A 20,852-nucleotide genomic window follows, 5' to 3' on the forward strand; every position below is an offset into this window, starting at 1 on the left:
ATGCGTCATCTCGATCGCCGTGAATGGTTAAAACTGGCATTAAAAGGCAGTTTTGGTCTGGCAACGCTGAGTAGTCTGCAGCTGGGTCTGTTACCACAGGCGCTGGCTGCCGGCCGTGCGACACCTGACGGCTATAAAGCGCTGGTCTGTGTGTTTTTGTTCGGCGGCAATGACTCGCTGAATATGTTGTTGCCGCTATCAGGCCAAAGTCTGCTGGACTACCAGGCCGCCCGGCAAAGCCTGGCAGTGGCGGAGCCAATTGCGCTGACACCGCGCACGGCCATTGCTGATGGTCTGGGTTTGCATCCGGCGCTGGCGGCTCTGGAACCGTTATTTAGCAATGGCGCATTGGCGCTGGCTGGCGGCGTGGGATCTTTGATCCGACCCACCACTTTGGCCGAGGTGCAGGCTGGTAAAGCGCTATTGCCAAAAAATCTGTTTTCGCACAACGACCAGCAGGCGACCTGGATGCGCGGGCAGGATCCGCATAGCCCGGATAGCGGCTGGGGCGCCCGGTTACTGGAACTGATGTACGACGTGCCGGATTTCAGCAGTTGCATCAGTCTGGCTGGCACTAATTTATGGCAGCGCGGCGCCGCGCTAAGCCCCTTTGGCATGTCAGCAGCGGGCGTGCCGGAGCTGACCGCGCTCAAAGGCACCAGCAAACGGGCGGCATTGCTGCGGGACATGCAAAACCGGCTATTCAGTGCGCAGCAGCATCCGCTGGCAGATCAGTTTGCGTTGTCGCACAGTCAGGCACAAAGTCGCAGCGCTATTGTCGCAACAGCGCTGCAGCAGGCACCGGCATTACAAACCGGGTTTAACAATGCCAATCCACTGGCCTTGCAGCTGCAGATGGTCGCCAAACTGATCAGCGTGCAGTCATTATTAGGTGTTGGCCGTCAGGTGTTTTTCGTCGGTATGGGTGGTTTCGATACACATGATGCGCAAAATACTGTGCAACCGGCGTTATTGGGGACAGTCGCTGAGGCGATGAGCAGTTTTTATCAGGCGACCGTGGAGCTGGGGCTGGCGGAGCAGGTTACCAGTTTTACGATGTCTGACTTTGGCCGCACCTTAAGTTCAAATGGCGATGGCACCGATCACGGCTGGGCCGGCAATCAACTGGTATTAGGTGGCGCGGTGAACGGCGGCGATCTATATGGACAGTTATTGCCGCAGCGACTGGGCAGCCCGATGGATATGGGCGCAGGCCGATTGATCCCGGCACTGTCGAACAGTCAGTTGTTTGGCAGTCTGGCGCAATGGTTTGGTGCAGACCAAAGTGCTCTACAACTGTTACTGCCGGAATTGGCGAATTTTGATACGGGTACATTGCCGCTGTTTAAACGCTGAACTGGAAATAATTTGTTAAGAATTACTGATTGCTGTGCGACAGAAAGTAAGCAAGACTCGGTGAAACGCAAATTAACAGGAGTTCCCGATGAAAATGCTGATGACGCTGGGCGTTGCATTGTTGAGTAGTCAGTTACAGGCTGCAGAGCCAGAAACAGTCGTAATCAACGATTTTGAATACACCAATAAATATGAACTGGCCTTACGCCAGGCGAAGCATGACGATAAAGGCAAAGCCTTCCCGGTTTTGCTGGAATATGCCAAAAATGGCGAAAAGCTGGCGCAATATATGGTGGGTAATTTTTATCTGGCAGGAATTGGCACTGAGTCTAATCCGACCGAAGGCCTGATTTGGATGGGCACTGCGTTGGAACAACGTACGACCGAATGGCAACGTGCGTTTGAAAACATCACCAAAAAATTGTCGGCAGAGCAAAAAGCGATGCTGGACGATTTAATCAAAAAACGTATCGAACTTTACGGTGTGCAGGCACAAAAAATGTCCTGTACCAAAGATGCTGCGGTGATTGGTTCCAACCGCAAGCATCATGTTTGCACCAAAATCCGTGACGGCGCGCAGCGCGTCACTGTGGTGAAATACCCAAATAGCTGAAGCACTTAATTCATACAGACAAAGGCGCCATCCGGCGCCTTTTTTTATCCTCAGCGTCTGACACCAGGCATCAGTACCCAGCCTTTTTTCTGCGCCGGCGGGCTGTGCGTTTAAATTTTGCGCAAAGCCTTGCACTTATACTGTATCGCGCATAGTATTTGCTGTGTGGTGCACAGTATGTGTCACATAGTATCAGGCGGATATCGCCGGCAGGACCTACAAATGAATGATGACAGACTCGACAAACTCAGGCTGGAACTGCGCCGCGGCGTGTTAGTGCTGGCCGTGCTGGCATCCAGCCGCACCCCACAGTACGGCTATTCACTGCGTAAGCAGCTGAATGACAACGGCATTGAAATTGATGAAGGCACTTTGTATCCGCTGGTCCGCCGGCTGGCCGAGCAGGGATTACTGGACAGCCAGTGGCAAATGGCGGAAGGACGCGAGCGGCGTTATTACCAGCTGTCAGCCGTTGGTGCAGAAGTGTTAGCGCAACTGAGCGCAGAGTGGCAGCAGTTACATGGCAGTCTGGCGACTTTACTGGAGCAACAATGATGGAATTACTGGAACGTTATCTGGCTGCGGTGGCAGCTGAGCTGCCGGTTGACCAGCAGCAAGACATTATCCGCGAACTCAGAGCTAATTTACTCGATCAAATCGACGCGATACAGCAGGATGGCCCGTTAGACGATGCGCAGCTCAACCAGTTACTGCTGCAGCAAGGCCATCCGGTCGACATGGCCCAACGTTTTGCGCCGAGTGCGCCGTTGGTAGCCAGTGAAGATATGCCGCTCTACAAAACCGTGCTATGGCATGGCGCCGCGCTTTTGGCAGTCATTGCCCTGCTGAAGAGTCTGGGCGGTTTGATCCTGGCCGATTCAATCAATCCGGTCCGGCTGTTCCTGCAATTAGGCTTTAATTTTATCGACAGCTTTGCGACCTTACTGCTGGTGGTGACCACATTGTTTTATCTGTGCGGCCGCGCTGGCTGGACCAAAGAATGGCGGCAACGCCAGTGGCATCCGACCCGGCTGCCGCGTTATCCGCTGGCTCGGATGAAGTTGTCGGACAGCATCACCGATTTAACCAGCACGTTGTTTTTGCTGCTGCTGTTGTGGACGCCGTTCTGGTTGTCAGTTGAAGCGCAGCAGCATCTGCCGGTCCGGTTGGCAGATGGTATGGAGCACTGGCGTTACTTGCTGACCTTGTTTGCCGCTTTGTCGACAGCTTTCGCTCTATACCGGCTGACGCAGCTGAGTTGGCAGCGCTGGAGTAAGTGGTGTTACATCGCCGACCATCTGGTGTTTGCTGCAATTTTTGCCGCGATGGCGTTACAAGGCGGTGTATTCACTGAACCTCAGCAAATCAGCGATGGCGCCCGCTTTTTCTGGACTCATGCGGCCGGCAGCATCTCTTACATCCTGTTAGCGACCGCTGCGGTGCTGGTGTTTTTGGCGATAACGGAATACCGGCAGCTGCGCCGGCTGTGAAAAAGCGATCTGGAGCACCGATTTAAACTAATCGGTGCTCTAAGCTGTGACGTTGGTCACAGCCTAAGTAAATGATTCTGCAATGATTGTTTTTTCAACAAGAACTCTGGCATTAAAGCGAAGCATTCTCAATTGCATGTGTATGATTTAATTAAGATTTTCTAAAATCTAAAACTCGACCCCCGCCGTAAATCTGACTACAATGCTCAACAATTTCCCGCTTTCAGTGCCTGTGTTTATTAAAAAGGAGCCCGGCGATGCAAGGTGATGCCGCTGTACTGAGTATCCTCAATGAGGTGCTGACGTCTGAACTGACGTCGATCAACCAATATTTCCTTCATGCCCGCATTTACAAAAACTGGGGCCTGCAAGAACTGAATAACGTCTGTTATAAAAAATCTATCCGCGACATGAAACAGGCCGACGAGCTGATTGAACGCATTCTGTTCCTCGAAGGCTTGCCCAATCTGCAGGCGCTGGGCCGGTTACGGATCGGTGAAGACACCGCAGAAATGTTGCAATGTGACCTCGAATTTGAACTGGAACAAATACCGCTGCTGAAAAATGCCATTGCGTTGTGCGAGCAAAAGCAGGACTACGTCAGCCGGGAAATGTTGCAGGAAATTCTGGAACACGAAGAAGAACATATCGATTGGATCAATGCGCAGCAGTACCAGATTGGTGCGATGGGCATTGAAAATTATCTGCAAAGCAAAGTCAGCGGGGAGTAAGCAGCATGCAAGGCAAACAAGCGATTATTGATGCACTGAACGTGCTGCTGGCCAATGAACTGAGTGCGATGGACCAGTATTTTATCCATTCCCGCATGTATCTGGACTGGGGGCTGCACAAGCTGTACGAGCGTATTGATCACGAAGTCACCGATGAAAAGGCCCATGCCTCCGCCATTATCGAACGGATTTTATTCCTCGAAGGCACACCGGACATGAGCAAGCGCGATGCACTGCAGATCGGAACCGATGTTCCGTCGATGCTGCAAAACGACCTGAATGTCGAATACAGCGTAGGCAAATTGCTGAAGCAAACCATGGCGCTGTGTGAGCAGGAACAGGATTATGTCACGCGCAGCATGCTGCAGAAGTTGCTGGATGATACCGAAAACGATCACGCGCACTGGCTGGAACAGCAACTGCGCCAGATCAAACTGTTTGGCTTACCGAATTATCTACAGTCACAAATTTAGCTACAGTCGCAACTGTAAGCGCGCTGACCGCTTTAATCGCTGGCTTTGCCAGACAATAACAGGCAGGCAACTCTTTACAGGCCGGGAACTCCCGGCCTTTTTTTATCCGGCATTCGTCGTGCAGCTTAATCAAGACCCAACAACTATCAGCCAAAGAGTGCCCAAGCGGTAACGCTGCCGAGCAACAGATAAATCAGCATCGGACCAACGGTTAGTTTGAGCAGGGAGCGTTCTTGCCCCTGTAAGCCAACAACGCTGGCCGCCGCAACCAAATTAAGCAGACAGACCATATTACCTGCATTGGCGCCGAGCATCTGCAATGCCAGGACCAGCGTTGGGTCAAGCGCAGCTTGTTTTGCTAAATTGAGCTGCATTTCTGCAAACAACAGATTCGAGAAAGTCGCCGAACCGGCGATAAAAGCGCCGAGTGCACCCAATAAGGCGCTAAAGCCTAACCAATACTCAGCCAGAGAATTGCCTGCCACAGTCGCCAAATACGCTGGCATCGCAGGTAATCCGGCAGTATTGACCTCTGAATGGACAAATAGCCGGACCAGCGGCAGCGCAAACAGCAGCGTCAGCGCTGCGCCACTGAGCTTAGGCCAGCAATCCTGCCAACAGGACAATAACAGTGCGCCCGGCTTGCATCGGTTCAACAGAAATAGCAGAACCACCAGGATAAATAGCGTGCCAGGCAGATACAAAGGGGTGACCTGTGTGCTGATGGTCGTGCCAAACAGGTGGTCAAATGACCATTGGTAAGATAATAACGCTGCTTTAAATGGTAGCTCGGGTAAACGACTGAGCAGTAACAGCAGAATGACAGCCAGATAGGGAGCCAGTGCCGACCAGATTTGTCGGGAGGTGACGCTGTTGCCGCTGTCGGGTGTGGTCACTGTGACCGCGCCGGCCATTGGCCTGCAGCGCTGGTACAGGTAGCTGACCAGAAAACCTGACAAAGCAGCCAGCACAGATGGAAATTCCGGACCAGCCAGTTGTAACCAGCACCAGGCACTGATGCTGTAAGCAAAGCCGGCCACCAGTGCATGTGGCAACGCCGGTCTTAGCGGAAGCTTTGGATTAAACAGCCGGCAATACAGCACCAACATCAGCACAGGCAGTACCGGCGCGGCAAACAAGTCTAACAACACCAATTGGTTTGCTACAGCCAGTAGTTCGGTTGCTGGCAATTGAGCGCCCTGCGCGACACCAATCAGCAGTGGGGTGCCTAAAGCGCCAAAACTGACCGGTGCAGAATCAGCAATCAGCGTCAGCACCACGGCAGCAATCGGGGAAAAGCCGAGTGTGACCAACAGAGGTGCCAAAATGGCGGCCGGTGTGCCAAAGCCGGCGATCCCTTCCAGAAAAGCCACCCCAAACCAGCCGACCCACAGCAGCTGCAGGCGAGGATCGGGGCTTAATTTAGCAAAACCGTGGCGAATGACGTCAAGCTGACCGGTTTGCTTCTGATAGGCCAACAGAAACAAGGCACCCGCCATAATCCACAAGACGGTTGCAGCGATAATGACGCCTTCGACAGTCGCTGCAGCAAGATTTGTCAGTGGAATTTCCCAATAGTGGTAAGCGAGGACACTGCTGACGGCGAAAGCTACTGCCATGGCAACAGAAGTTTTTAAACGAAACCCAATCAACAAAATCAGGACCAGCAGAAGTGGGGCTAAGGCGGTTAATAAGATCAACGGTCAGGCTCCGGACGGCACAATTAGAAAGGGTAGCGACATTCGTCGGTTTGCATCGCATTACGTATCAGCAAGTTCGGTGCATATCCCGACTGTCTCGGCAGCCGGCACTGCTGAGTGTAATATGAAGCTTCACTAACAGAGAACATGCGAGTGTCGAAGTCGGTGAATATTGGTCGCGAACTGAGAGTATTGACGTGCCAAGCCTACGCAAGGTTGCAAGGCCTGGAATTCTGGCAGGGCTAGAATCGCATAATTTATCAGCAACCGACAGACGCGAATCTGCTGCGTGAATGCAAGCACTTGAACTACGCCGGCATTTTTGCCACACTGCGCCGGCATCTCAAGATGCGGGCGTCGTATAATGGTAATACCCCAGCTTCCCAAGCTGGTGCCGTGGGTTCGATTCCCATCGCCCGCTCCACTGCAGCTGCATGCTTGTTGTCTGTTCTGCTCCGCCGTTATAGTGCTGGTTGTGTCCTTCTGATTTCAGCAAAAGCCGGAGCCTTGTGTTATGCCTGTGTCGCCACTCACCCCCAATTTTTCTGCCGATCAAATCGACGCTGCGGCGCAGCAACTGCTGCAAAGACGCCAGATTGGCCAGCCAGCAGGTCTGTTGGCCGATCAATACCGACCGCTTTTATTGGCTGACGCACTCGCGGTGCAATTACAGGTCGCGACGCAATACAGCGCCGTGATTGGCTGGAAATGTGGTTTGCCGTCGGTCGATGCCAATGGTCAGTTGAAAATCGTGCTGGGTCCTTTGTATCAAAACGAGCTGCAGCAAGGGACGCAATGTGCGCTGCGGCCATCTGGCGCCGGCTTGGCCCGGGTTGAACCGGAATATGCTTATCCGCTGCTGGCGGATCTGTTACCGGGTGATCAGACATTAAGTGATGCGGATGTGTTTGCGCTGATCGGCACGCCGCATCTCGCGCTGGAGCTGATCCAAAGCCGGTATCAGCCGGATGCAGGTGCGGTCTATCCGGATCAGCTGGCTGATGGTTTGTTTAATCAGGGGCTTTGGCTTGGGCCTGTGCTCAATGGCCCGGAGCTGGCCAGTTTTGCATTGACGCTGACGCAGAGCAATCAGGCACCTGTGATCCACGCCGCGCGCCATCCAAATGACAATCCACGGGCGCCTTTACCCTGGCTGGTGAATTTTTTACGGTCGCAAGGGATAGCGCTGCGGGCTGGTCAGGTGCTGATCACCGGCTCTTTTGCCGGAGTATTGGATTTGCCTTTTGGCGCTGACATTCGTTGGCAATTTGGCGATGAACCAGCATTTCAACTGAGTTTTTGCCCGCGTTAACTCGCGAGCGCTGAACTATTCGATCAGACTCAGTCTTACCCTTTTTGCGGTTGCGGAGTGCATCGATGGATTTTTTACCGACCACGGCCTTCACTTTCAGCCCTTTGCTGGCATTTGCTTTGTTACTGCTGGTGGGGGCTTTAGGGGGATATCTGGCGCATCTGACGCGTTGGGTACCCAGCATCACCGGTTTTATGGTGGTGGGTTTTTTGATCGGGCCCAGTGGTCTTGGTTTGCTGGACAAACAAACGCTGCTGGACGCACGCATTTTAGTTGATATCGCGCTGGCATTGATTTTATACCGGCTTGGTACTTCACTGGACTTACGCTTTATCCGTCAGCACCCGGCGTTGGTGCTGACCTCGTTGGCTGAAGCCAGTGTCACTTTTATCGCCTGTTTTTTTGTGTTGCACTGGCTCGATTTCAGTGTGGTACTGTCTGCGCTGATTAGCGCTATTCTGATTTCATCTTCTCCGGCGGTACTGCTGCACGTCGCCCATGAAACCGGCGCGAAAGGCCCGGTCACCGAAACGGCTAAAACGCTGGTGGCACTGAACAACTGTTGGTCTTTTCTGGTGTTTGCCGCGGTGATCCCGGCATTGTTATTGGACCAGCAGGCCGGTTTAGGTCGGGTGATTTTGCAGCCGTTGTATCTGCTATTTGGTTCCGCGTTGCTGGGCGTGCTGATCGGCAGCCTGTTACATTTCCTTTGTCTGCGCACACAAAAAGCGGAGCAATACAAAATGGCGCTGGTGATCGGCAGTCTGATGCTGACCCTGGCTTTGGCGCAGCAGCTGCAATTATCGGCACTGTTTGCGCCGTTGTTGGTCGGGATCACCGTACGCAGTCTGGAGCGCGGGCCACTGGTGTCTGAACTGAATTTTGGCGCTGCGTTTGAGCTGTTTTTCATCGTGTTATTTGTCTTTGCCGGCGCCAAATTACAGCTCAGTGCGCTGTGGCAGTTTGGTTTGGTGATAGTGTCGTTGGTTGTGGTGCGCTCGGTAGCTAAAGTATTGATATTGTGGCTGGCCGGTACCATGCAGCGCCAACGTGCGCGGGCCAGTGCCAGTACCGGCATGTTGCTGGTACCTATGGCCGGGCTGGCGATTGGTCTGGCTCAAACCAGCAGCGGCCTGAGTGCTGAACATGCCGCCGTGATCAGCGCCGTTGTATTGGGCGCTGTGACACTGTTTGAAACTATCGGTCCCCCGCTGGCGGCATTTGCCTTCCGGTTTGCCGGCGAGGCCGGTTTAGCCCATGCTGAGAATAAACCAGTGATCCGCTTGAGCCAACCGGATAGCTGGCAGGAAATATCCCCGACGGTCCTAATAAAATGGCATTGGTCTGATCCGCTGAAACAACAGGTGGAGCTGCCTGTTGTTCCTGCTATGATTCCACGGTCGGCCGTTGAAGCAGGAGCCAATAAAGATGCAGTTTCCGCCACAGATTCAACAACAAAGCTGCCACGATTGTTTAAGTGGCGCTGACCTTGGTTTTGAGATCCGCATGGCGTTTCAGCCAATTATCGAGTGGTCGAGTCAGTCGATCGTTGGTTATGAAGCGCTGGTGCGTGGCAGTCAGGGTGAAGGCGCTGCCACTGTGCTGGCGCGGATAAACGAACACAATAAGTACTATTTTGACCAGGCCTGCCGGGTCAAAGCGATTGAAACCGCAACCCGACTGGGGCTGAACAAACTGCTCAGTATCAATTTTATGCCCAATGCGGTGTATAACCCTGAGACCTGCATCCGCGCCACGATAGAGGCAGCTGACTTGTATGGCTTTGATATCCGTAACATCATGTTTGAAGTGACGGAAGGCGAGCAAATCCTCAGCCACAGTCATTTGCTGAAGATCTTCCAGAGTTATGCCGCACGCGGTTTTATCACTGCCATCGATGATTTTGGTGCCGGCTTTGCCCATGAAGACTGGTTACATTCACTGAAACCGCGCGTGCTGAAACTCGATATGGCGTTGATCCGCGATATTGATCAATCCACTGAAAAACAACAAAGATTGCAGCAGATCCTCACACAATGTGCGCTATTAGGCTGCAAAGTGCTGGCAGAAGGGGTTGAGACTGCGGCGGAGCTGACTTATCTGGCCGCGCAGGGTATTGACTGGTTCCAGGGATATTTCTTTGCCCGGCCGCAGCTGGAAGTGCTGCAAACCGAGGCAGAACTGCATTGTTGGCAGAATTAACGCTGCCAACACAGACCGGCCTTGCGCACCTTTCGCCACATCATTGCGATCTCAAAGATTTAATTCCATCTCGACATAAAGCCATCTAAACGCCTGAAAGTCTGTTTTGTTGCTGTTTTTGTAATCTGTCAGTGTTGAGTACTAACAAAAATCGGGTTAGGGTGAGATGAAACTGCAGAAAAAAACGCCAGAGCGTGCCACAAGGCGGCTGTGAGCAACAAGGCAGGCAATGCAACGAGGAGAGTGGGAATATGTCGCAATATGCTGCCTTAAGAGCGAACGTGGGTTTGCTTGGCACACAATTAGGGGATACGGTTCGTAACCAGCTCGGACCTGCGTTATTAGAGCGGATTGAGCAAATCCGTTTACTCGCCAAACAAGCCCGTGCCGGCACTGAACAACAGGATCAACAGCTCAAACAGATCCTGGCCAGCCTGACCGACGATGAGATCCTGCCGGTCGCCCGTGCTTTTGCCCAGTTCCTGAATCTGGCCAATCTGGCCGAACAACATCACACCATCAGTAAAGACGGCGCAGCGTCGATTGAAAAACCACAACCGCTGCAGGAATTACTGACCTTATTAAAAAGTCAGCAGGTCGATGTGGAAAAGACCCGTCAGGCGGTGGCAGATTTATCCATCGAATTAGTCCTGACTGCGCATCCAACCGAAGTGACGCGCCGCACGTTGATTTACAAGCTGACGCAAATTGCCGATTGTCTGGCCCAGCGTGAACAGGATTTAACCGCGCACGAATTGGCACGACTGGACGCCCGCCTCAGTGATTTAATCACCCAGGCCTGGCATACCAATGAGATCCGCGAACAGCGGCCAACGCCGGTCGATGAAGCCAAATCCGGTTTCGCCGTGATTGAAACATCGTTGTGGCAGGCGATTCCGGAATTTATCCGCGAACTGGATGAGGCGTTAACGCCGGTGCTCGGCCATGGTTTGGCACTGGATGCAGCGCCGATCCGTTTTTCTTCCTGGATGGGTGGCGATCGCGACGGTAACCCCTTTGTGACGGCCAAAGTCACCCGCCAGGTGCTGTTACTGAGTCGCTGGAAAGCCGCTGATTTATTTGCGCACGACCTGGATATTCTCGGCAACGAGTTGTCAATGAACCCTGCCAACGCTGCGCTGCAAGCCGCAGTGCCAGGCTCTACCGAGCCGTACCGGGATTTATTAAAAGTGCTGCGCGGCAAACTGCTGCACACGCGTGACTGGCTGACCGAAGCACTGAAACATGATCGTCTGCAGCGCCCGGATGATTTGCTGTGGCATAACCAGCAACTGCTGGAACCCCTGCTGCTGTGTTATCACTCGCTGCGCGACTGCAAAATGGACGTGATCGCCAATGGTTTGCTGCTCGACACTATCCGCCGCGCCTATGCTTTTGGTCTGACCTTATTAAAACTCGATGTGCGGCAGGAATCCGGCCGTCACACGCAGGTGTTCAGTGAGTTCACGCAATATCTTGGTATTGGCGATTATGCGCACTGGGAAGAGCCGGCGCGGCAGGCATTTTTATTAAATGAACTGGCCAGCAAACGGCCATTGTTCCCGCGTAACTGGCAACCCAGCGCCGAAGTGCGCGAAGTGCTGGATACCTGTGACATTGTGGCGCGCCATGGTGCTGAAGCATTATCCACTTACGTCATTTCGATGGCGGGTAAACCTTCTGACGTGCTGGCTGTGCAGCTGTTGTTAAAAGAAGCTGGCATCAGTTTCCCGATGCGGGTGGCGCCTTTGTTCGAAACGCTGGCGGATTTAACCAATGCGCCGGAATGTATCAGCAAGTTGCTCGGTATTGACTGGTATCGCGGTTATATCCAGGGCAAGCAGGAAGTGATGATCGGTTATTCCGATTCGGCCAAAGACGCTGGCGCTATTGCCGCTTCGTGGGCGCAATACAGCGCGCAGGAAGCCTTAGTGGCGATCTGTCAGCAGGCGAAAGTGCAACTGACTTTATTCCACGGTCGTGGCGGTACTATCGGCCGTGGCGGTGGTCCGGCGCACGCTGCGATCTTGTCGCAACCGCCAGGTAGCCTCGCCGGCGGCATGCGTGTGACAGAACAGGGCGAGATGATCCGCTTTAAGTTTGGTTTGTCCAAACTGGCGCAGCGCTCGTTGGCCTTGTACGCCTCGGCTGTGCTCGAAGGCGTGTTGTTACCACCGCCGGTACCCAAACCAGAGTGGCGTGCATTAATGGCGCAGCTGGCGACGACCTCGTGCGACGCCTACCGTGCTGTGGTGCGGCATCATCCGGAATTTGTGCCGTATTTCCGTGCCGCGACACCAGAGCTGGAACTGGGGCAGTTGCCACTGGGCAGCCGGCCACCAAAACGCAATCCAAACGGCGGCGTCGAAAGTCTGCGTGCCATTCCATGGATCTTCGCCTGGTCGCAAAACCGCTTGATGCTGCCAGCCTGGCTTGGTGCCGGCTCCGCACTGGCCGAAGCCGTCGCGCAAGGTCAGACTGCGCTGCTGCACGAAATGCGGGCGCAATGGCCGTTTTTCGCCACGCGCCTGTCGATGCTGGAAATGGTTTATCTGAAAGCCGATGCGCAAATTGCTGCATATTATGATGAGAAACTGGTACCAGAACATCTGCTTGGCCTTGGTGCGCAGTTGCGCAGCCAGCTGTCGGCCGACACAGCGTTGTTGCTGCAGCTGATCGACCGGCCGGATTTAATGGCCAACGAAGCCTGGATCCGCGAATCGATTATGCTCAGAAACACTTACGTCGATCCGCTGCATATCCTGCAGGTGGAGTTGCTGAAACGGGTACGGCATGCGCCGGAAACCGTCAATGACAATATCAAACGGGCGCTGATGGTCACTATCGCCGGTATCGCCGCCGGGATGCGCAACTCGGGTTAAACCGCCGTTGTTGAACAAGCCCGTATTTGTCTGTGCAGATACGGGCTTTTTGTTTTTTCGCGCTGTGGTTGATCGGACTGTCTGCCCGGGCGTAACCAGAACAGGGTGTTACAGCAGTACTTTGATGGGATCTTCGCTATGACCACGCTGACCATTTTTTATGACGGTTTTTGTCCGCTCTGTGTACGCGAGATGGCGCATTTGCGTCGTATCGATCCAGACGGGCACAAGCTGACGCTGGTGGATATTCAGCAGGCGGAAATGGCGCAACTGTATCCACAAATCGATGTGGCAGAAGCGGGGCGTATTTTACTGTCACTGACTGCCGATGGCGTTATTTTGCGCGGGCTGGATTCAACGCATGCGGCCTGGTCTGCGGTGGGCAAAGGCCATCGCACGGCATTTTTACGCTGGCCGCTGATCCGTTGGTTTGCCGATAAAATCTATTTGTGGTTTGCCGCCAACCGCTACCGGGTGTCGTATTGGCTGACCGGTCAGGCGCGTTGCGATAGTGGCAGCTGCGCCCGGCGCGACTGATGCTGTTGATCAGCCGGTGATGTCTTCAGTTTTTGGCTTTAATGTCCGCTCTTTAAATTCCTGCAAGCCTTGCTGGATCAGACTGTAAGTCTCGTCGATATCCGTGGCGACTTTGCCTTCGAGTTTTTTCAGCCCGGTCAGGATATCGCGGGCGTCGGCAAAGCCTTGATCGATCCCTTTACCAATCTCCTGCATAAACTGCTCAAGGCCGTCTTCGTCGTTAAGTTCCGGGTTTTGTTCGCGAAACGCCTGGTAAAAATTAGTGGCGAAACCAACAATCCGATCGGCGGTGGCCTGGGGCGAAGTGTCTTCGTTGCTGTAGGTTTTATTCAGGCCAGTCTCTGCTGTCGCCTCAGGACTGTTGTCCTGGTTTTGCCCTCTCGGCGACTGCGCGGCCAGGCGTTTTTCGACTGCATCGCTGATCGCCCGATACAGCAAATTCATCGCTTTATCGTCGGATTGCAGACTTAGTGACAGTTGGTTATCGAGAATGGTTTGATTGAGCTGCCGTTTATTGGCTTCGGACAGTTCACTGGCGCTGGGCTTTTTGCTGGTGTCTTCAACGGGGTTGCTGTTGGCCTGATAGCGGCTGGCGGCGGTACTGACGGTCGGTTGGATACTCATGGTGGCGATTCCCTGACTCAGTTAGACAGACTATAGCCGTGTTATCGGCAGGAAGTTGCCGCTACTTGAGCAAGAATTTGCCGTTGTTGCGTTTTTTTTCAGCAAGGCCGGAATGATCCGGCCTGCAGTCGGCAAAATCCGGCTTAGAAACCGGTTTCAAACTGTGCCGTGGCTGATACAGATTCGTAGGTGCCGTTGGTATAAAGCACAATTGCGCTGACCACATGCTCCTGGTAAGGCGTAATTTTGAAGTTGCAGCTGGTTGATGTCGCTGAGCAGTTCTGGCCGCCTTGCCAAAGTACCTGCGCCACCGGTGCGGCGAGATTCTGGATGCGGAAATATGCGTTGACCGGGTTGTAGTTCAGCGTGTAATTCATGCCAAAGCAATAGTTGCTCCAGCCACTGTTTTGCGTGGTACCGACGCGGCATTCCATATCAGCAGCTTGTGCGGTGCCAGTTGCCATCGCGCTGAGTAACAGTGCGGCAGTCAGTAATGATTTTTTCATGATATTGTCCCTTGGATGGTTGTTTTACAGAAATAATCAGATGTAGCCCGGAGCTTCCGGTCAGCCAAACGCTAACCCGCCTCATCGGGATACAACATGTCTCTGTCGCAAAAATCACAACAATATCTGAACTTTATCAATCCTTGGTCGGTTCTGACCTGGCATCGGCTCAGAACGGGCACGCCGGATATTGGCGTACCCCTGCCGATGCGGCATTGCGCAGGATGCGCTGACTGCTCACCGGCACTGCCAGATCGGGTAAATCGGGTAATGCATCGGCCGGCCGGCCGCTAATTACCTCATATAAAATGTACGCGGTCAGTAAAGCGCCGGCAGGTGCGGCGTGATTACCATCTTCGCTGTGCAGCGTCATATCCGGATACTGTTGCAGTACCTGATCCCAAACCGGCCCAACCGGCGCGACACAGGCCGCCTGTTCGGCAGCAATTTGCTGATGCAACCGGAAGATGCGCATGCCTTCTTCATTGTTGCCCGCGCGTGGATGTTCGGGAAACAGCACTGGTGTGACACCACGGGCTTTTGCCAGCGCAATCCAGCTTTTAGCGCCCGCTGTTGAATAGTTATAGAGTCCGGTGGTCGAGTATTTCTGCGCTTGCAGGATCAGATGGCTCCATTGGCTGCTTTCGAGCAAAGGCCGGCTGACCTGATCGTCGAGCCGTTCGTCCAGATACGGCGCGCCACCGGCGCGCAGCGCACTGACCGTTTTGCTGGTCCCTTGCCGTAACAAGGTCTGCAAAGTGCCTGGCAAATTGTGGCTGCCGGAATGACTATTGCCAAACAGCAGAATCTGCAACGAATTCAGCTGACGATTGTCCGGCACAGCTTGATTCGGGCCAGTTTCAGGTAGCGGTTCGGTCGGGACTGTGCTGACCGGGGGCAGCGTTGGGGCCGTCTCGGTTTGTTGTCCGCCGCAGGCTGCTATAAAAATCGGGAGCAGCCAGATAAATCGCCACTTGTGCAGGCCCATCATATTTCCCTAATCAATGAGTTTGAAGGTTAAGGTTAAAGGGCGGGTGTAGTCATGTGGTGCAGAGCGTGACCAGCGGGTGTAGTTTGGGGTGACTGTGGTAGTGTCATCGTCGTCAGGGCTTTTCCCTGCATTCGACTTTGTGGCAGGCGGTGCGTGCTGATGTCAGGGGCGACTTCGTGGGAGCAATGACAGGCGTTAAAGGTCAAATACATCGAGTACCTGAATTCGTTGTGTCGCTTGCAGATCCACAACGAAGATCAGGATGCCCTGCGTCTTGTGGTTTTGATTGGCAGCGCACTTGAAGAGTCGGCTTCATCGAGCATGCCTATCAGTTTGCTACGCAGAGTGAAAATGGCATTTTCACTGTCTCTGTCGGTCGCGACAAATACAGTATCCAATTGAATTAATGACAAAAAAGGAGCTGAAATCAGCTCCTTTTTTCATGCAAACACGCGACGTGCGATCATCGCGGGACGGATTTAGAAGAAGTTCTTCTTAAATTCGACGCCGATGATCCGTGGTTCGTTGACAAAACCAGTGTTGTTGTTGAAATCAATTGCACCTTTGACGTTGTCTTCGTCGGTGATATTGCGGCCAAACAACGCCACTTCATAGTTACCGTCGTAGTTCATGTAACCGATGCGCAGACCGGCTTCCTGATTGTCGTCGACGACAAATTCTTTGGCTTCGTACAGGAACAGGTTAGTTTCACCCTGGAACGCCACGTCACCATAGATGTAGATCTCACCGGTTGGCACCGGGAAGTCATAACGGCCATTGAAGGTCAGAATGGTTTTTGGGGCTTGCGGGAACGGGTTGCCATCAACAAAAGCACGGCCCTGCGCATTCAGTTTGTCGGTTGGCGTACAGGCGCCTGAACCACAAGTCGCCACCAGCAGGTTGGCATCTTTTAGTTCAGTGTCGTTGTAGCTGAAGCCGCCGCCTAAGGTCAGGTTAGACGTCACACGCCAGTCGGCGTCCACTTCAAAGCCATAACCTGTGCCTTTGTCGGCATTGAGCAGCGCGTTGCCCTGTGATGCACCACCGATCGCCGACAATTGAATGTCGTTGATGTTGTAGTAGAACACAGCACCGTTTAAGCGCAGCGTATTACCCAGCAGGTCTGCTTTGGCACCGAACTCAACCGAATCAATAGTTTCTGAGTCAGCGACTGAAGGATTGCCTTCAAAGGCCAGATCACGGCCCTGGATCGACTGGGCACGGAAACCGTGTGCCAGACGACCGAACACTGAATAGTTGTCGGTCACGCGATAGTTGGTCGCCAGTTCCCAGCTGATTTCATCGTCATCAACGTCAACCGGTGCATATTTCTGGATTTGCGCAGCGCCGATGACTAAGGCAAAACCGTCGACGTTTTGCTCACCGACAGTGAAGCCTTTTTCGTCGTAGGTGTAACGCACGCCAGCAGTGACATCCCAACGGTCGCTCAGGTTGTAAGTGCTTTGACCAAACAGCGCCCAGCTGGTGTTTTCATGGTACACAGTGGTGGCACCAAAGAAACCGTCGACGCTGGTGACGCCAAACGAAGAGTCAAAGTAATAAGCACCAACCTGCCAGTCCACGTCGCTTGCTGTATCGCTGGCCAGGCGGAATTCCTGGGTGAACTGTTCTAAATCTTTTAACTGGTCTTCAGTCACGGCCTGGAACGGGATAAAACCCGGGCCTGCTTCAGTACCACCGTCGATATCGCCTTTACCTTTACCGTCGGCATTTTCCTGCGCGGTAATAGAGGTAAATGTCATGCCGCCGGATAAATCAATATCAAGCTTTAACGACGCACCGAAGTTGTCATATTTCTGGAAGTTGTTGCCGCCATCGTTGTAAGACACGGTATCACGGTCGTAATTGCCGTTCAGACCGCTGCTACCTTTATCAAATACGTTGGCGCGGAATACTGACGAAGTACCGTCTAGTTTGCGGCCATGCACGTTTAACAGCGCTTCAATATCGCCACTTTCGTACAGGAACTGCACACGACCGGCTTTCTCATCGAAGCCGCCCATCACGTCTTTCTCTTTTTTAAAGCCGTTGTCGATGTAGTCATCGCGGTTTTGTGACAGCACAGACACCCGTGCTGACAGCGTATCGCTGAGACCACCACCGGCAGCACCTTCGAAATTCATCGTGCCGAGGTTACCGACCGACAATTTGGTATATGCATCAAAATCCTGCCGTGGTTTGGCCGTATTGAACTTGATGATACCGGCTGTGGTGTTACGGCCGAATAAAGTGCCTTGTGGGCCCCGGATCACTTCTACTGCTTCCATATCAAATAACGGGAAGCTTTTGAGGATCACGTTTTCCATCACCACGTCGTCCATGATGATGGACACTGGCTGAGAAGCAGCCAGGTCAAAGTCGGTGTTGCCGAGGCCACGGATATAAAAACGTGGTGCGGCACGACCGTTTGATGATTCTGCATACAAGCCTGGTACTTTGACCGCTAACGCCTGAATGTCATCACCGCCGGCAAAAATTGCATCGAATTTCTCGCCGCCTAAAGTGGCAACAGAGATCGGCACTTCCTGCGTGCTCTGGACGCGTTTTTGCGCTGTGACTGTAATACGCTCAAGTTGCTGATCGTCCTGTTTGGCTTTGTCACTTTCCTGCGCCATCGCTACAGGAGAAAGACCAACAGCAGCTGCAAATAATGCCGCATGGATCTGCATGGCTAACACAGAATGTTTGCTTTTCATCAATGGATTACCCTTAGGTGTTTGTCTGTTATAGAGAAAGCGTCTTTGCGCTTATGCCGCCGGAGCAGAAATCGCTGCCTGCTAAGGTGTAGCAGGCCGAACCACATCTGTCAGCTGAGTTCAGGTTTGGAGTGACCACGCACCTGAGAAAACGGCAGGTCATTATATCAGCATCTGCTTGATATCGCTGTAATTACCGAAAAACGCTGATATTCGCTGCTAATTGGTGTGATTTGTGTGGCATCAAGGTAAATAGTTGTACCGGCAAAAATGGGTCATCTAGATCGGACGGGGAGGTGTTGCTATTTGACAACCAGACATCTGTGGCTAGTCTCAGAACTTAGTGCATAAGGACATGAGCAAGATTCATTTAGATGGAAAATACGTCAATAGCTCCTGAATTATTTGAATCCATATTCCATTCGGTGGAAGAGCATATAGCGGTGATCAATCGATCGGGCCAGATCGTGACGTGTAACAGAGCATGGCAGACATTTGGTATCGACAACGGCGTGTCAGCTTGCTGTTCGTGGATTGGACAAAATTATCTGGAGGTACTGAGGCGTTCCTGCGTGACTGGCGATAGCATGGCCTCTGAAATACTCAGCGGCATGATGACCGTCGTTGATGCAGAAGCAGCATCTTTTTATTATGAATATCCATGCCATAGCCCAACGAAACAACGCTGGTTTACCATGCGGGTATGCAAGCTCGGTGACAGTGCGGTGTCTGATTATTTTGTCGTCTCCCACCATGACGTCACTCAGAGAAAACTGGCCGAAGAGCGCGCTGAGGCGCTGGCTTTACAAGACCCTGTCACCGGACTTGGCAACCGCCGACAGTTCGATTTGTCGCTGCAACAAGAAATCCGCAGTAGTCTGCGTGACCAGACTCTGATCGGTCTGGCACTGATCGATGTGGACCATTTTAAGAGTTTTAATGATGAATTTGGTCACGCTGCCGGCGATCAATGCTTGTACAGGGTCGGTGAGGTACTGCAGGCGCATGCCCGCAGGCCGGGCGACCTCGCGATGCGGATTGGTGGCGATGAGTTTGCACTGCTGCTGCGGATCAGCGACCCGGCAAATCTATTGGTGATTGGCCAATCAATCCTTCAGGACGTCAGAAATCTGCAGATGAATTACGCGCAGACGCAAGTGGTGACTGTAAGTATTGGGCTGCTGTCGCTGGTCGCGAATCGGCAGCTTGATAGCGATGCTCTATATCAGGAAGTCGACAAAGCCTTGTATCAGGCGAAAATTGCAGGACGCAATCAAATCGTCTTTGCCAACAAAGGCTATATTGCCGACAGTATTGCCTCAGCAGACAACAGTCTCGAGCGGATCAGAATTCACGGCGACGTCTAGTGCCTGCTACTTCGAATCCTTCAACCTTTCAGCGCATCTAGTCTCACCTGACTATGATACACCGCGGTTTTGCCCTGATGCGACGAGTAATAGCTGATATGCAGCAGGCCCTGATCCAGCACTAAGCCCGGATAGCTGGTGTCACCGCCCGATGGCAGCACCAGACATTCGCGCAGCGTGGCGTTGTCGATATCAAGCCAGCACAGGCTGGTGCGGACTTTATAGTCGTATAACCGGACGGCGGCCAGAATCCGGCCATCGGGCAGTTGGATACAGGCAGGACCGCCGATGCGTTTGTTTAGCTCGCGCCATTGCCAGTCAAAATAGGGCAGGCTGGCAATGCCGAGTAAACTGACGTGCGGGTCGCGCCTCAGTAAACACATGGCGCGGCCGTCCGGTAAAAACAGCAGGCCGGATTCATTAACATAACCGGCATTATTCAGCGTGCTGACCCAGGGCGCAAAATTGACGCCATCGTCACTTTTATACAGCCGCACATAACGATCAGCAAAACAGCTATAGCCCACAGCCCAGGCAGTGTCTTGCTGCCAGGTTAACCGCCATAGCCAGATGTTGATTTCACCACATGGGATGGCGTCGCTCCAGTGCTCGCCATCGTCGGATAACCAGATAAATGACTGATGCGAGCCGTGAGTGCGGTCGTGTAAAGCACCGGCGCCGAGTAACTGCAGCCGGCCGTCAGGCATCTGGATTAACTTCCCGTCGCGCAGGTCAGCGGAGTCGCTGCGGATACAGGCGACTGAATGCCAGTCTTTGCCGCCATTGCTACTTTTCAGGATCCTTAGCGCACCATCCGGTGATACATGGGCATAGGCTTCGCGAAATACACAAAATAACGCGCCACGAAATAAGACTAAATCGGTAAAAGCATTGTGGTCGCCGCGACGCCAGATGCAGCGTGCTTTGGCTGTGCGAAGCTGTAAAAATGCTGGTTGCTTCGGATAAAAACGCTGTTTGCCGCGCTGGATTATTTTGGTTGCCATAATTCGAATCTGTTTCCTTCCGGATCACTCGCCCAGCCAAAGCGGCCGTAGTCTTCGTCCTGCACCTTGTCGTCCACCACAGCGCCGCCGGCACGCAATTGCGCCAGCATCGCATCGAGATCCGAGACTCGGTAGTTCACCATGCATTGTTGCTGGCGACTGCCGAAGTAGTCGGTGTCATGAGAAAACGTCGACCAAACCGTCATATCTTCCGCCTTAGCTATCAGACAGCCATAGGTCTGGCCAGCGTCAATGATGACGCCAAGATATTGCTGATACCAAGCGGCCAGCGCTTTGGGGTCGCGGGCGCGTAAAAATATGCCGCCAATGCCGGTGATTTTTTCCAT

General features: G+C 53.2%; 19 protein-coding genes and 1 tRNA gene. 13 read left to right on the forward strand and 7 right to left on the reverse strand.

Features of this window, described 5'->3' with window-relative positions:
* The 6 genes from ACQ66Q_RS14480 to bfr (ACQ66Q_RS14505) all read left to right on the forward strand — a co-directional run bounded on the left by ACQ66Q_RS14480 (position 1) and on the right by bfr (ACQ66Q_RS14505) (position 4,663).
* Positions 1-1,356, forward strand: coding sequence for a DUF1501 domain-containing protein (locus ACQ66Q_RS14480; protein ID WP_430457453.1), 1,356 nt, complete (start codon positions 1-3; stop codon positions 1,354-1,356).
* Positions 1,357-1,444: 88 nt separating this feature from the next.
* Complete coding sequence (locus tag ACQ66Q_RS14485; protein ID WP_430457454.1) at positions 1,445-1,969, forward strand: hypothetical protein; 525 nt, start codon at positions 1,445-1,447, stop codon at positions 1,967-1,969.
* A 222-nt stretch (positions 1,970-2,191) separates the two neighbouring features.
* Complete coding sequence (locus ACQ66Q_RS14490) at positions 2,192-2,524, forward strand: PadR family transcriptional regulator (protein WP_430457455.1); 333 nt, start codon at positions 2,192-2,194, stop codon at positions 2,522-2,524.
* A complete protein-coding gene (locus tag ACQ66Q_RS14495; RefSeq protein ID WP_430457456.1) occupies positions 2,521-3,459 on the forward strand; it encodes a hypothetical protein in 939 nt (312 codons plus the stop codon). The genes ACQ66Q_RS14490 and ACQ66Q_RS14495 overlap by 4 nt, the downstream gene beginning before the upstream one ends.
* A gap of 257 nt (positions 3,460-3,716) precedes the next feature.
* A complete protein-coding gene (bfr, locus tag ACQ66Q_RS14500; RefSeq protein WP_377249059.1) occupies positions 3,717-4,190 on the forward strand; it encodes a bacterioferritin in 474 nt (157 codons plus the stop codon).
* Between the two features lie 5 nt (positions 4,191-4,195).
* Positions 4,196-4,663 (forward strand): bacterioferritin, encoded by a 468-nt coding sequence (gene bfr, locus ACQ66Q_RS14505; RefSeq protein ID WP_377249056.1) that lies wholly within the window; start codon positions 4,196-4,198, stop codon positions 4,661-4,663.
* Between the two features lie 146 nt (positions 4,664-4,809).
* Here bfr (ACQ66Q_RS14505) and ACQ66Q_RS14510 read toward each other — a convergent pair whose 3' ends face one another.
* Positions 4,810-6,363, reverse strand: coding sequence for an L-lactate permease (locus ACQ66Q_RS14510; RefSeq protein WP_430457457.1), 1,554 nt, complete (start codon positions 6,361-6,363; stop codon positions 4,810-4,812).
* A gap of 350 nt (positions 6,364-6,713) precedes the next feature.
* Here ACQ66Q_RS14510 and ACQ66Q_RS14515 point away from each other — a divergent pair.
* The 6 genes from ACQ66Q_RS14515 (at position 6,714) to ACQ66Q_RS14540 (ending at position 13,296) form a co-directional block, all read left to right on the forward strand.
* Positions 6,714-6,787 (forward strand) — tRNA-Gly (locus ACQ66Q_RS14515).
* Positions 6,788-6,877: 90 nt separating this feature from the next.
* Positions 6,878-7,675 carry a hypothetical protein gene (locus ACQ66Q_RS14520; protein WP_430457458.1) on the forward strand — a complete coding sequence of 266 codons (798 nt, stop codon included), beginning with the start codon at positions 6,878-6,880 and terminating at the stop codon, positions 7,673-7,675.
* Positions 7,676-7,740: 65 nt separating this feature from the next.
* Positions 7,741-9,162, forward strand: coding sequence for a cation:proton antiporter (locus tag ACQ66Q_RS14525; protein ID WP_430457459.1), 1,422 nt, complete (start codon positions 7,741-7,743; stop codon positions 9,160-9,162).
* Positions 9,104-9,877, forward strand: a complete 774-nt coding sequence (locus tag ACQ66Q_RS14530) for an EAL domain-containing protein (protein WP_430457460.1) — start codon at positions 9,104-9,106, stop codon at positions 9,875-9,877. Before ACQ66Q_RS14525 ends, ACQ66Q_RS14530 begins: the two co-directional genes overlap by 59 nt.
* A 251-nt stretch (positions 9,878-10,128) precedes the next feature.
* Positions 10,129-12,759 carry a phosphoenolpyruvate carboxylase gene (gene ppc / locus ACQ66Q_RS14535; RefSeq protein WP_430457461.1) on the forward strand — a complete coding sequence of 877 codons (2,631 nt, stop codon included), beginning with the start codon at positions 10,129-10,131 and terminating at the stop codon, positions 12,757-12,759.
* A 138-nt stretch (positions 12,760-12,897) separates the two neighbouring features.
* The gene (locus ACQ66Q_RS14540; RefSeq protein WP_430457462.1) at positions 12,898-13,296 is read left to right on the forward strand and encodes a thiol-disulfide oxidoreductase DCC family protein; all 399 of its coding nucleotides are present in this window, start codon (positions 12,898-12,900) and stop codon (positions 13,294-13,296) included.
* Positions 13,297-13,305: 9 nt separating this feature from the next.
* On the opposite strand, the gene ACQ66Q_RS14545 is transcribed toward ACQ66Q_RS14540, so the two are convergent.
* The 4 genes from ACQ66Q_RS14545 to ACQ66Q_RS14560 all read right to left on the reverse strand — a co-directional run bounded on the left by ACQ66Q_RS14545 (position 13,306) and on the right by ACQ66Q_RS14560 (position 18,134).
* Positions 13,306-13,920, reverse strand: a complete 615-nt coding sequence (locus ACQ66Q_RS14545; RefSeq protein WP_430457463.1) for a DUF5610 domain-containing protein — start codon at positions 13,918-13,920, stop codon at positions 13,306-13,308.
* 143 nt (positions 13,921-14,063) lie between these two features.
* Positions 14,064-14,426 carry a hypothetical protein gene (locus ACQ66Q_RS14550; protein ID WP_430457464.1) on the reverse strand — a complete coding sequence of 121 codons (363 nt, stop codon included), beginning with the start codon at positions 14,424-14,426 and terminating at the stop codon, positions 14,064-14,066.
* A gap of 169 nt (positions 14,427-14,595) precedes the next feature.
* The gene (locus tag ACQ66Q_RS14555) at positions 14,596-15,267 is read right to left on the reverse strand and encodes a hypothetical protein (protein ID WP_430457465.1); all 672 of its coding nucleotides are present in this window, start codon (positions 15,265-15,267) and stop codon (positions 14,596-14,598) included.
* Positions 15,268-15,896: 629 nt separating this feature from the next.
* On the reverse strand, positions 15,897-18,134 hold the full coding sequence (locus ACQ66Q_RS14560) for a TonB-dependent receptor (protein ID WP_430457466.1): 2,238 nt from the start codon (positions 18,132-18,134) through the stop codon (positions 15,897-15,899).
* A 587-nt stretch (positions 18,135-18,721) separates the two neighbouring features.
* On the opposite strand from ACQ66Q_RS14560, the gene ACQ66Q_RS14565 reads away from it, so the two are divergent.
* Positions 18,722-19,501, forward strand: a complete 780-nt coding sequence (locus tag ACQ66Q_RS14565) for a GGDEF domain-containing protein (RefSeq protein ID WP_430457467.1) — start codon at positions 18,722-18,724, stop codon at positions 19,499-19,501.
* Between the two features lie 20 nt (positions 19,502-19,521).
* Here the strand turns inward: ACQ66Q_RS14565 and ACQ66Q_RS14570 are convergent, their stop codons facing one another.
* Positions 19,522-20,505 (reverse strand): sialidase family protein, encoded by a 984-nt coding sequence (locus tag ACQ66Q_RS14570; protein WP_430457468.1) that lies wholly within the window; start codon positions 20,503-20,505, stop codon positions 19,522-19,524.
* Positions 20,490-20,852, reverse strand: coding sequence for a VOC family protein (locus tag ACQ66Q_RS14575; RefSeq protein WP_430457469.1), 363 nt, complete (start codon positions 20,850-20,852; stop codon positions 20,490-20,492). The genes ACQ66Q_RS14570 and ACQ66Q_RS14575 overlap by 16 nt, the downstream gene beginning before the upstream one ends.

Origin of the sequence: Rheinheimera sp. (assembly GCF_965283995.1) — a bacterium.
Classification (GTDB): domain Bacteria; phylum Pseudomonadota; class Gammaproteobacteria; order Enterobacterales; family Alteromonadaceae; genus Pararheinheimera.

Bases quoted from the DNA above. Each gene is read 5' to 3' on its own strand.
- ACQ66Q_RS14480 (WP_430457453.1), top strand. From the start codon at position 1: ATGCGTCATCTCGATCGCCGTGAATGGTTAAAACTGGCATTAAAAGGC.
- ACQ66Q_RS14485 (WP_430457454.1), top strand. From the start codon at position 1,445: ATGAAAATGCTGATGACGCTGGGCGTTGCATTGTTGAGTAGTCAGTTA.
- ACQ66Q_RS14490 (WP_430457455.1), top strand. From the start codon at position 2,192: ATGAATGATGACAGACTCGACAAACTCAGGCTGGAACTGCGCCGCGGC.
- ACQ66Q_RS14495 (WP_430457456.1), top strand. From the start codon at position 2,521: ATGATGGAATTACTGGAACGTTATCTGGCTGCGGTGGCAGCTGAGCTG.
- bfr (WP_377249059.1), top strand. From the start codon at position 3,717: ATGCAAGGTGATGCCGCTGTACTGAGTATCCTCAATGAGGTGCTGACG.
- bfr (WP_377249056.1), top strand. From the start codon at position 4,196: ATGCAAGGCAAACAAGCGATTATTGATGCACTGAACGTGCTGCTGGCC.
- ACQ66Q_RS14520 (WP_430457458.1), top strand. From the start codon at position 6,878: ATGCCTGTGTCGCCACTCACCCCCAATTTTTCTGCCGATCAAATCGAC.
- ACQ66Q_RS14525 (WP_430457459.1), top strand. From the start codon at position 7,741: ATGGATTTTTTACCGACCACGGCCTTCACTTTCAGCCCTTTGCTGGCA.
- ACQ66Q_RS14530 (WP_430457460.1), top strand. From the start codon at position 9,104: ATGCAGTTTCCGCCACAGATTCAACAACAAAGCTGCCACGATTGTTTA.
- ppc (WP_430457461.1), top strand. From the start codon at position 10,129: ATGTCGCAATATGCTGCCTTAAGAGCGAACGTGGGTTTGCTTGGCACA.
- ACQ66Q_RS14540 (WP_430457462.1), top strand. From the start codon at position 12,898: ATGACCACGCTGACCATTTTTTATGACGGTTTTTGTCCGCTCTGTGTA.
- ACQ66Q_RS14545 (WP_430457463.1), bottom strand. From the start codon at position 13,920: ATGAGTATCCAACCGACCGTCAGTACCGCCGCCAGCCGCTATCAGGCC.
- ACQ66Q_RS14550 (WP_430457464.1), bottom strand. From the start codon at position 14,426: ATGAAAAAATCATTACTGACTGCCGCACTGTTACTCAGCGCGATGGCA.
- ACQ66Q_RS14560 (WP_430457466.1), bottom strand. From the start codon at position 18,134: ATGAAAAGCAAACATTCTGTGTTAGCCATGCAGATCCATGCGGCATTA.
- ACQ66Q_RS14565 (WP_430457467.1), top strand. From the start codon at position 18,722: ATGGCCTCTGAAATACTCAGCGGCATGATGACCGTCGTTGATGCAGAA.
- ACQ66Q_RS14570 (WP_430457468.1), bottom strand. From the start codon at position 20,505: ATGGCAACCAAAATAATCCAGCGCGGCAAACAGCGTTTTTATCCGAAG.
- ACQ66Q_RS14575 (WP_430457469.1), bottom strand. From the start codon at position 20,852: ATGGAAAAAATCACCGGCATTGGCGGCATATTTTTACGCGCCCGCGAC.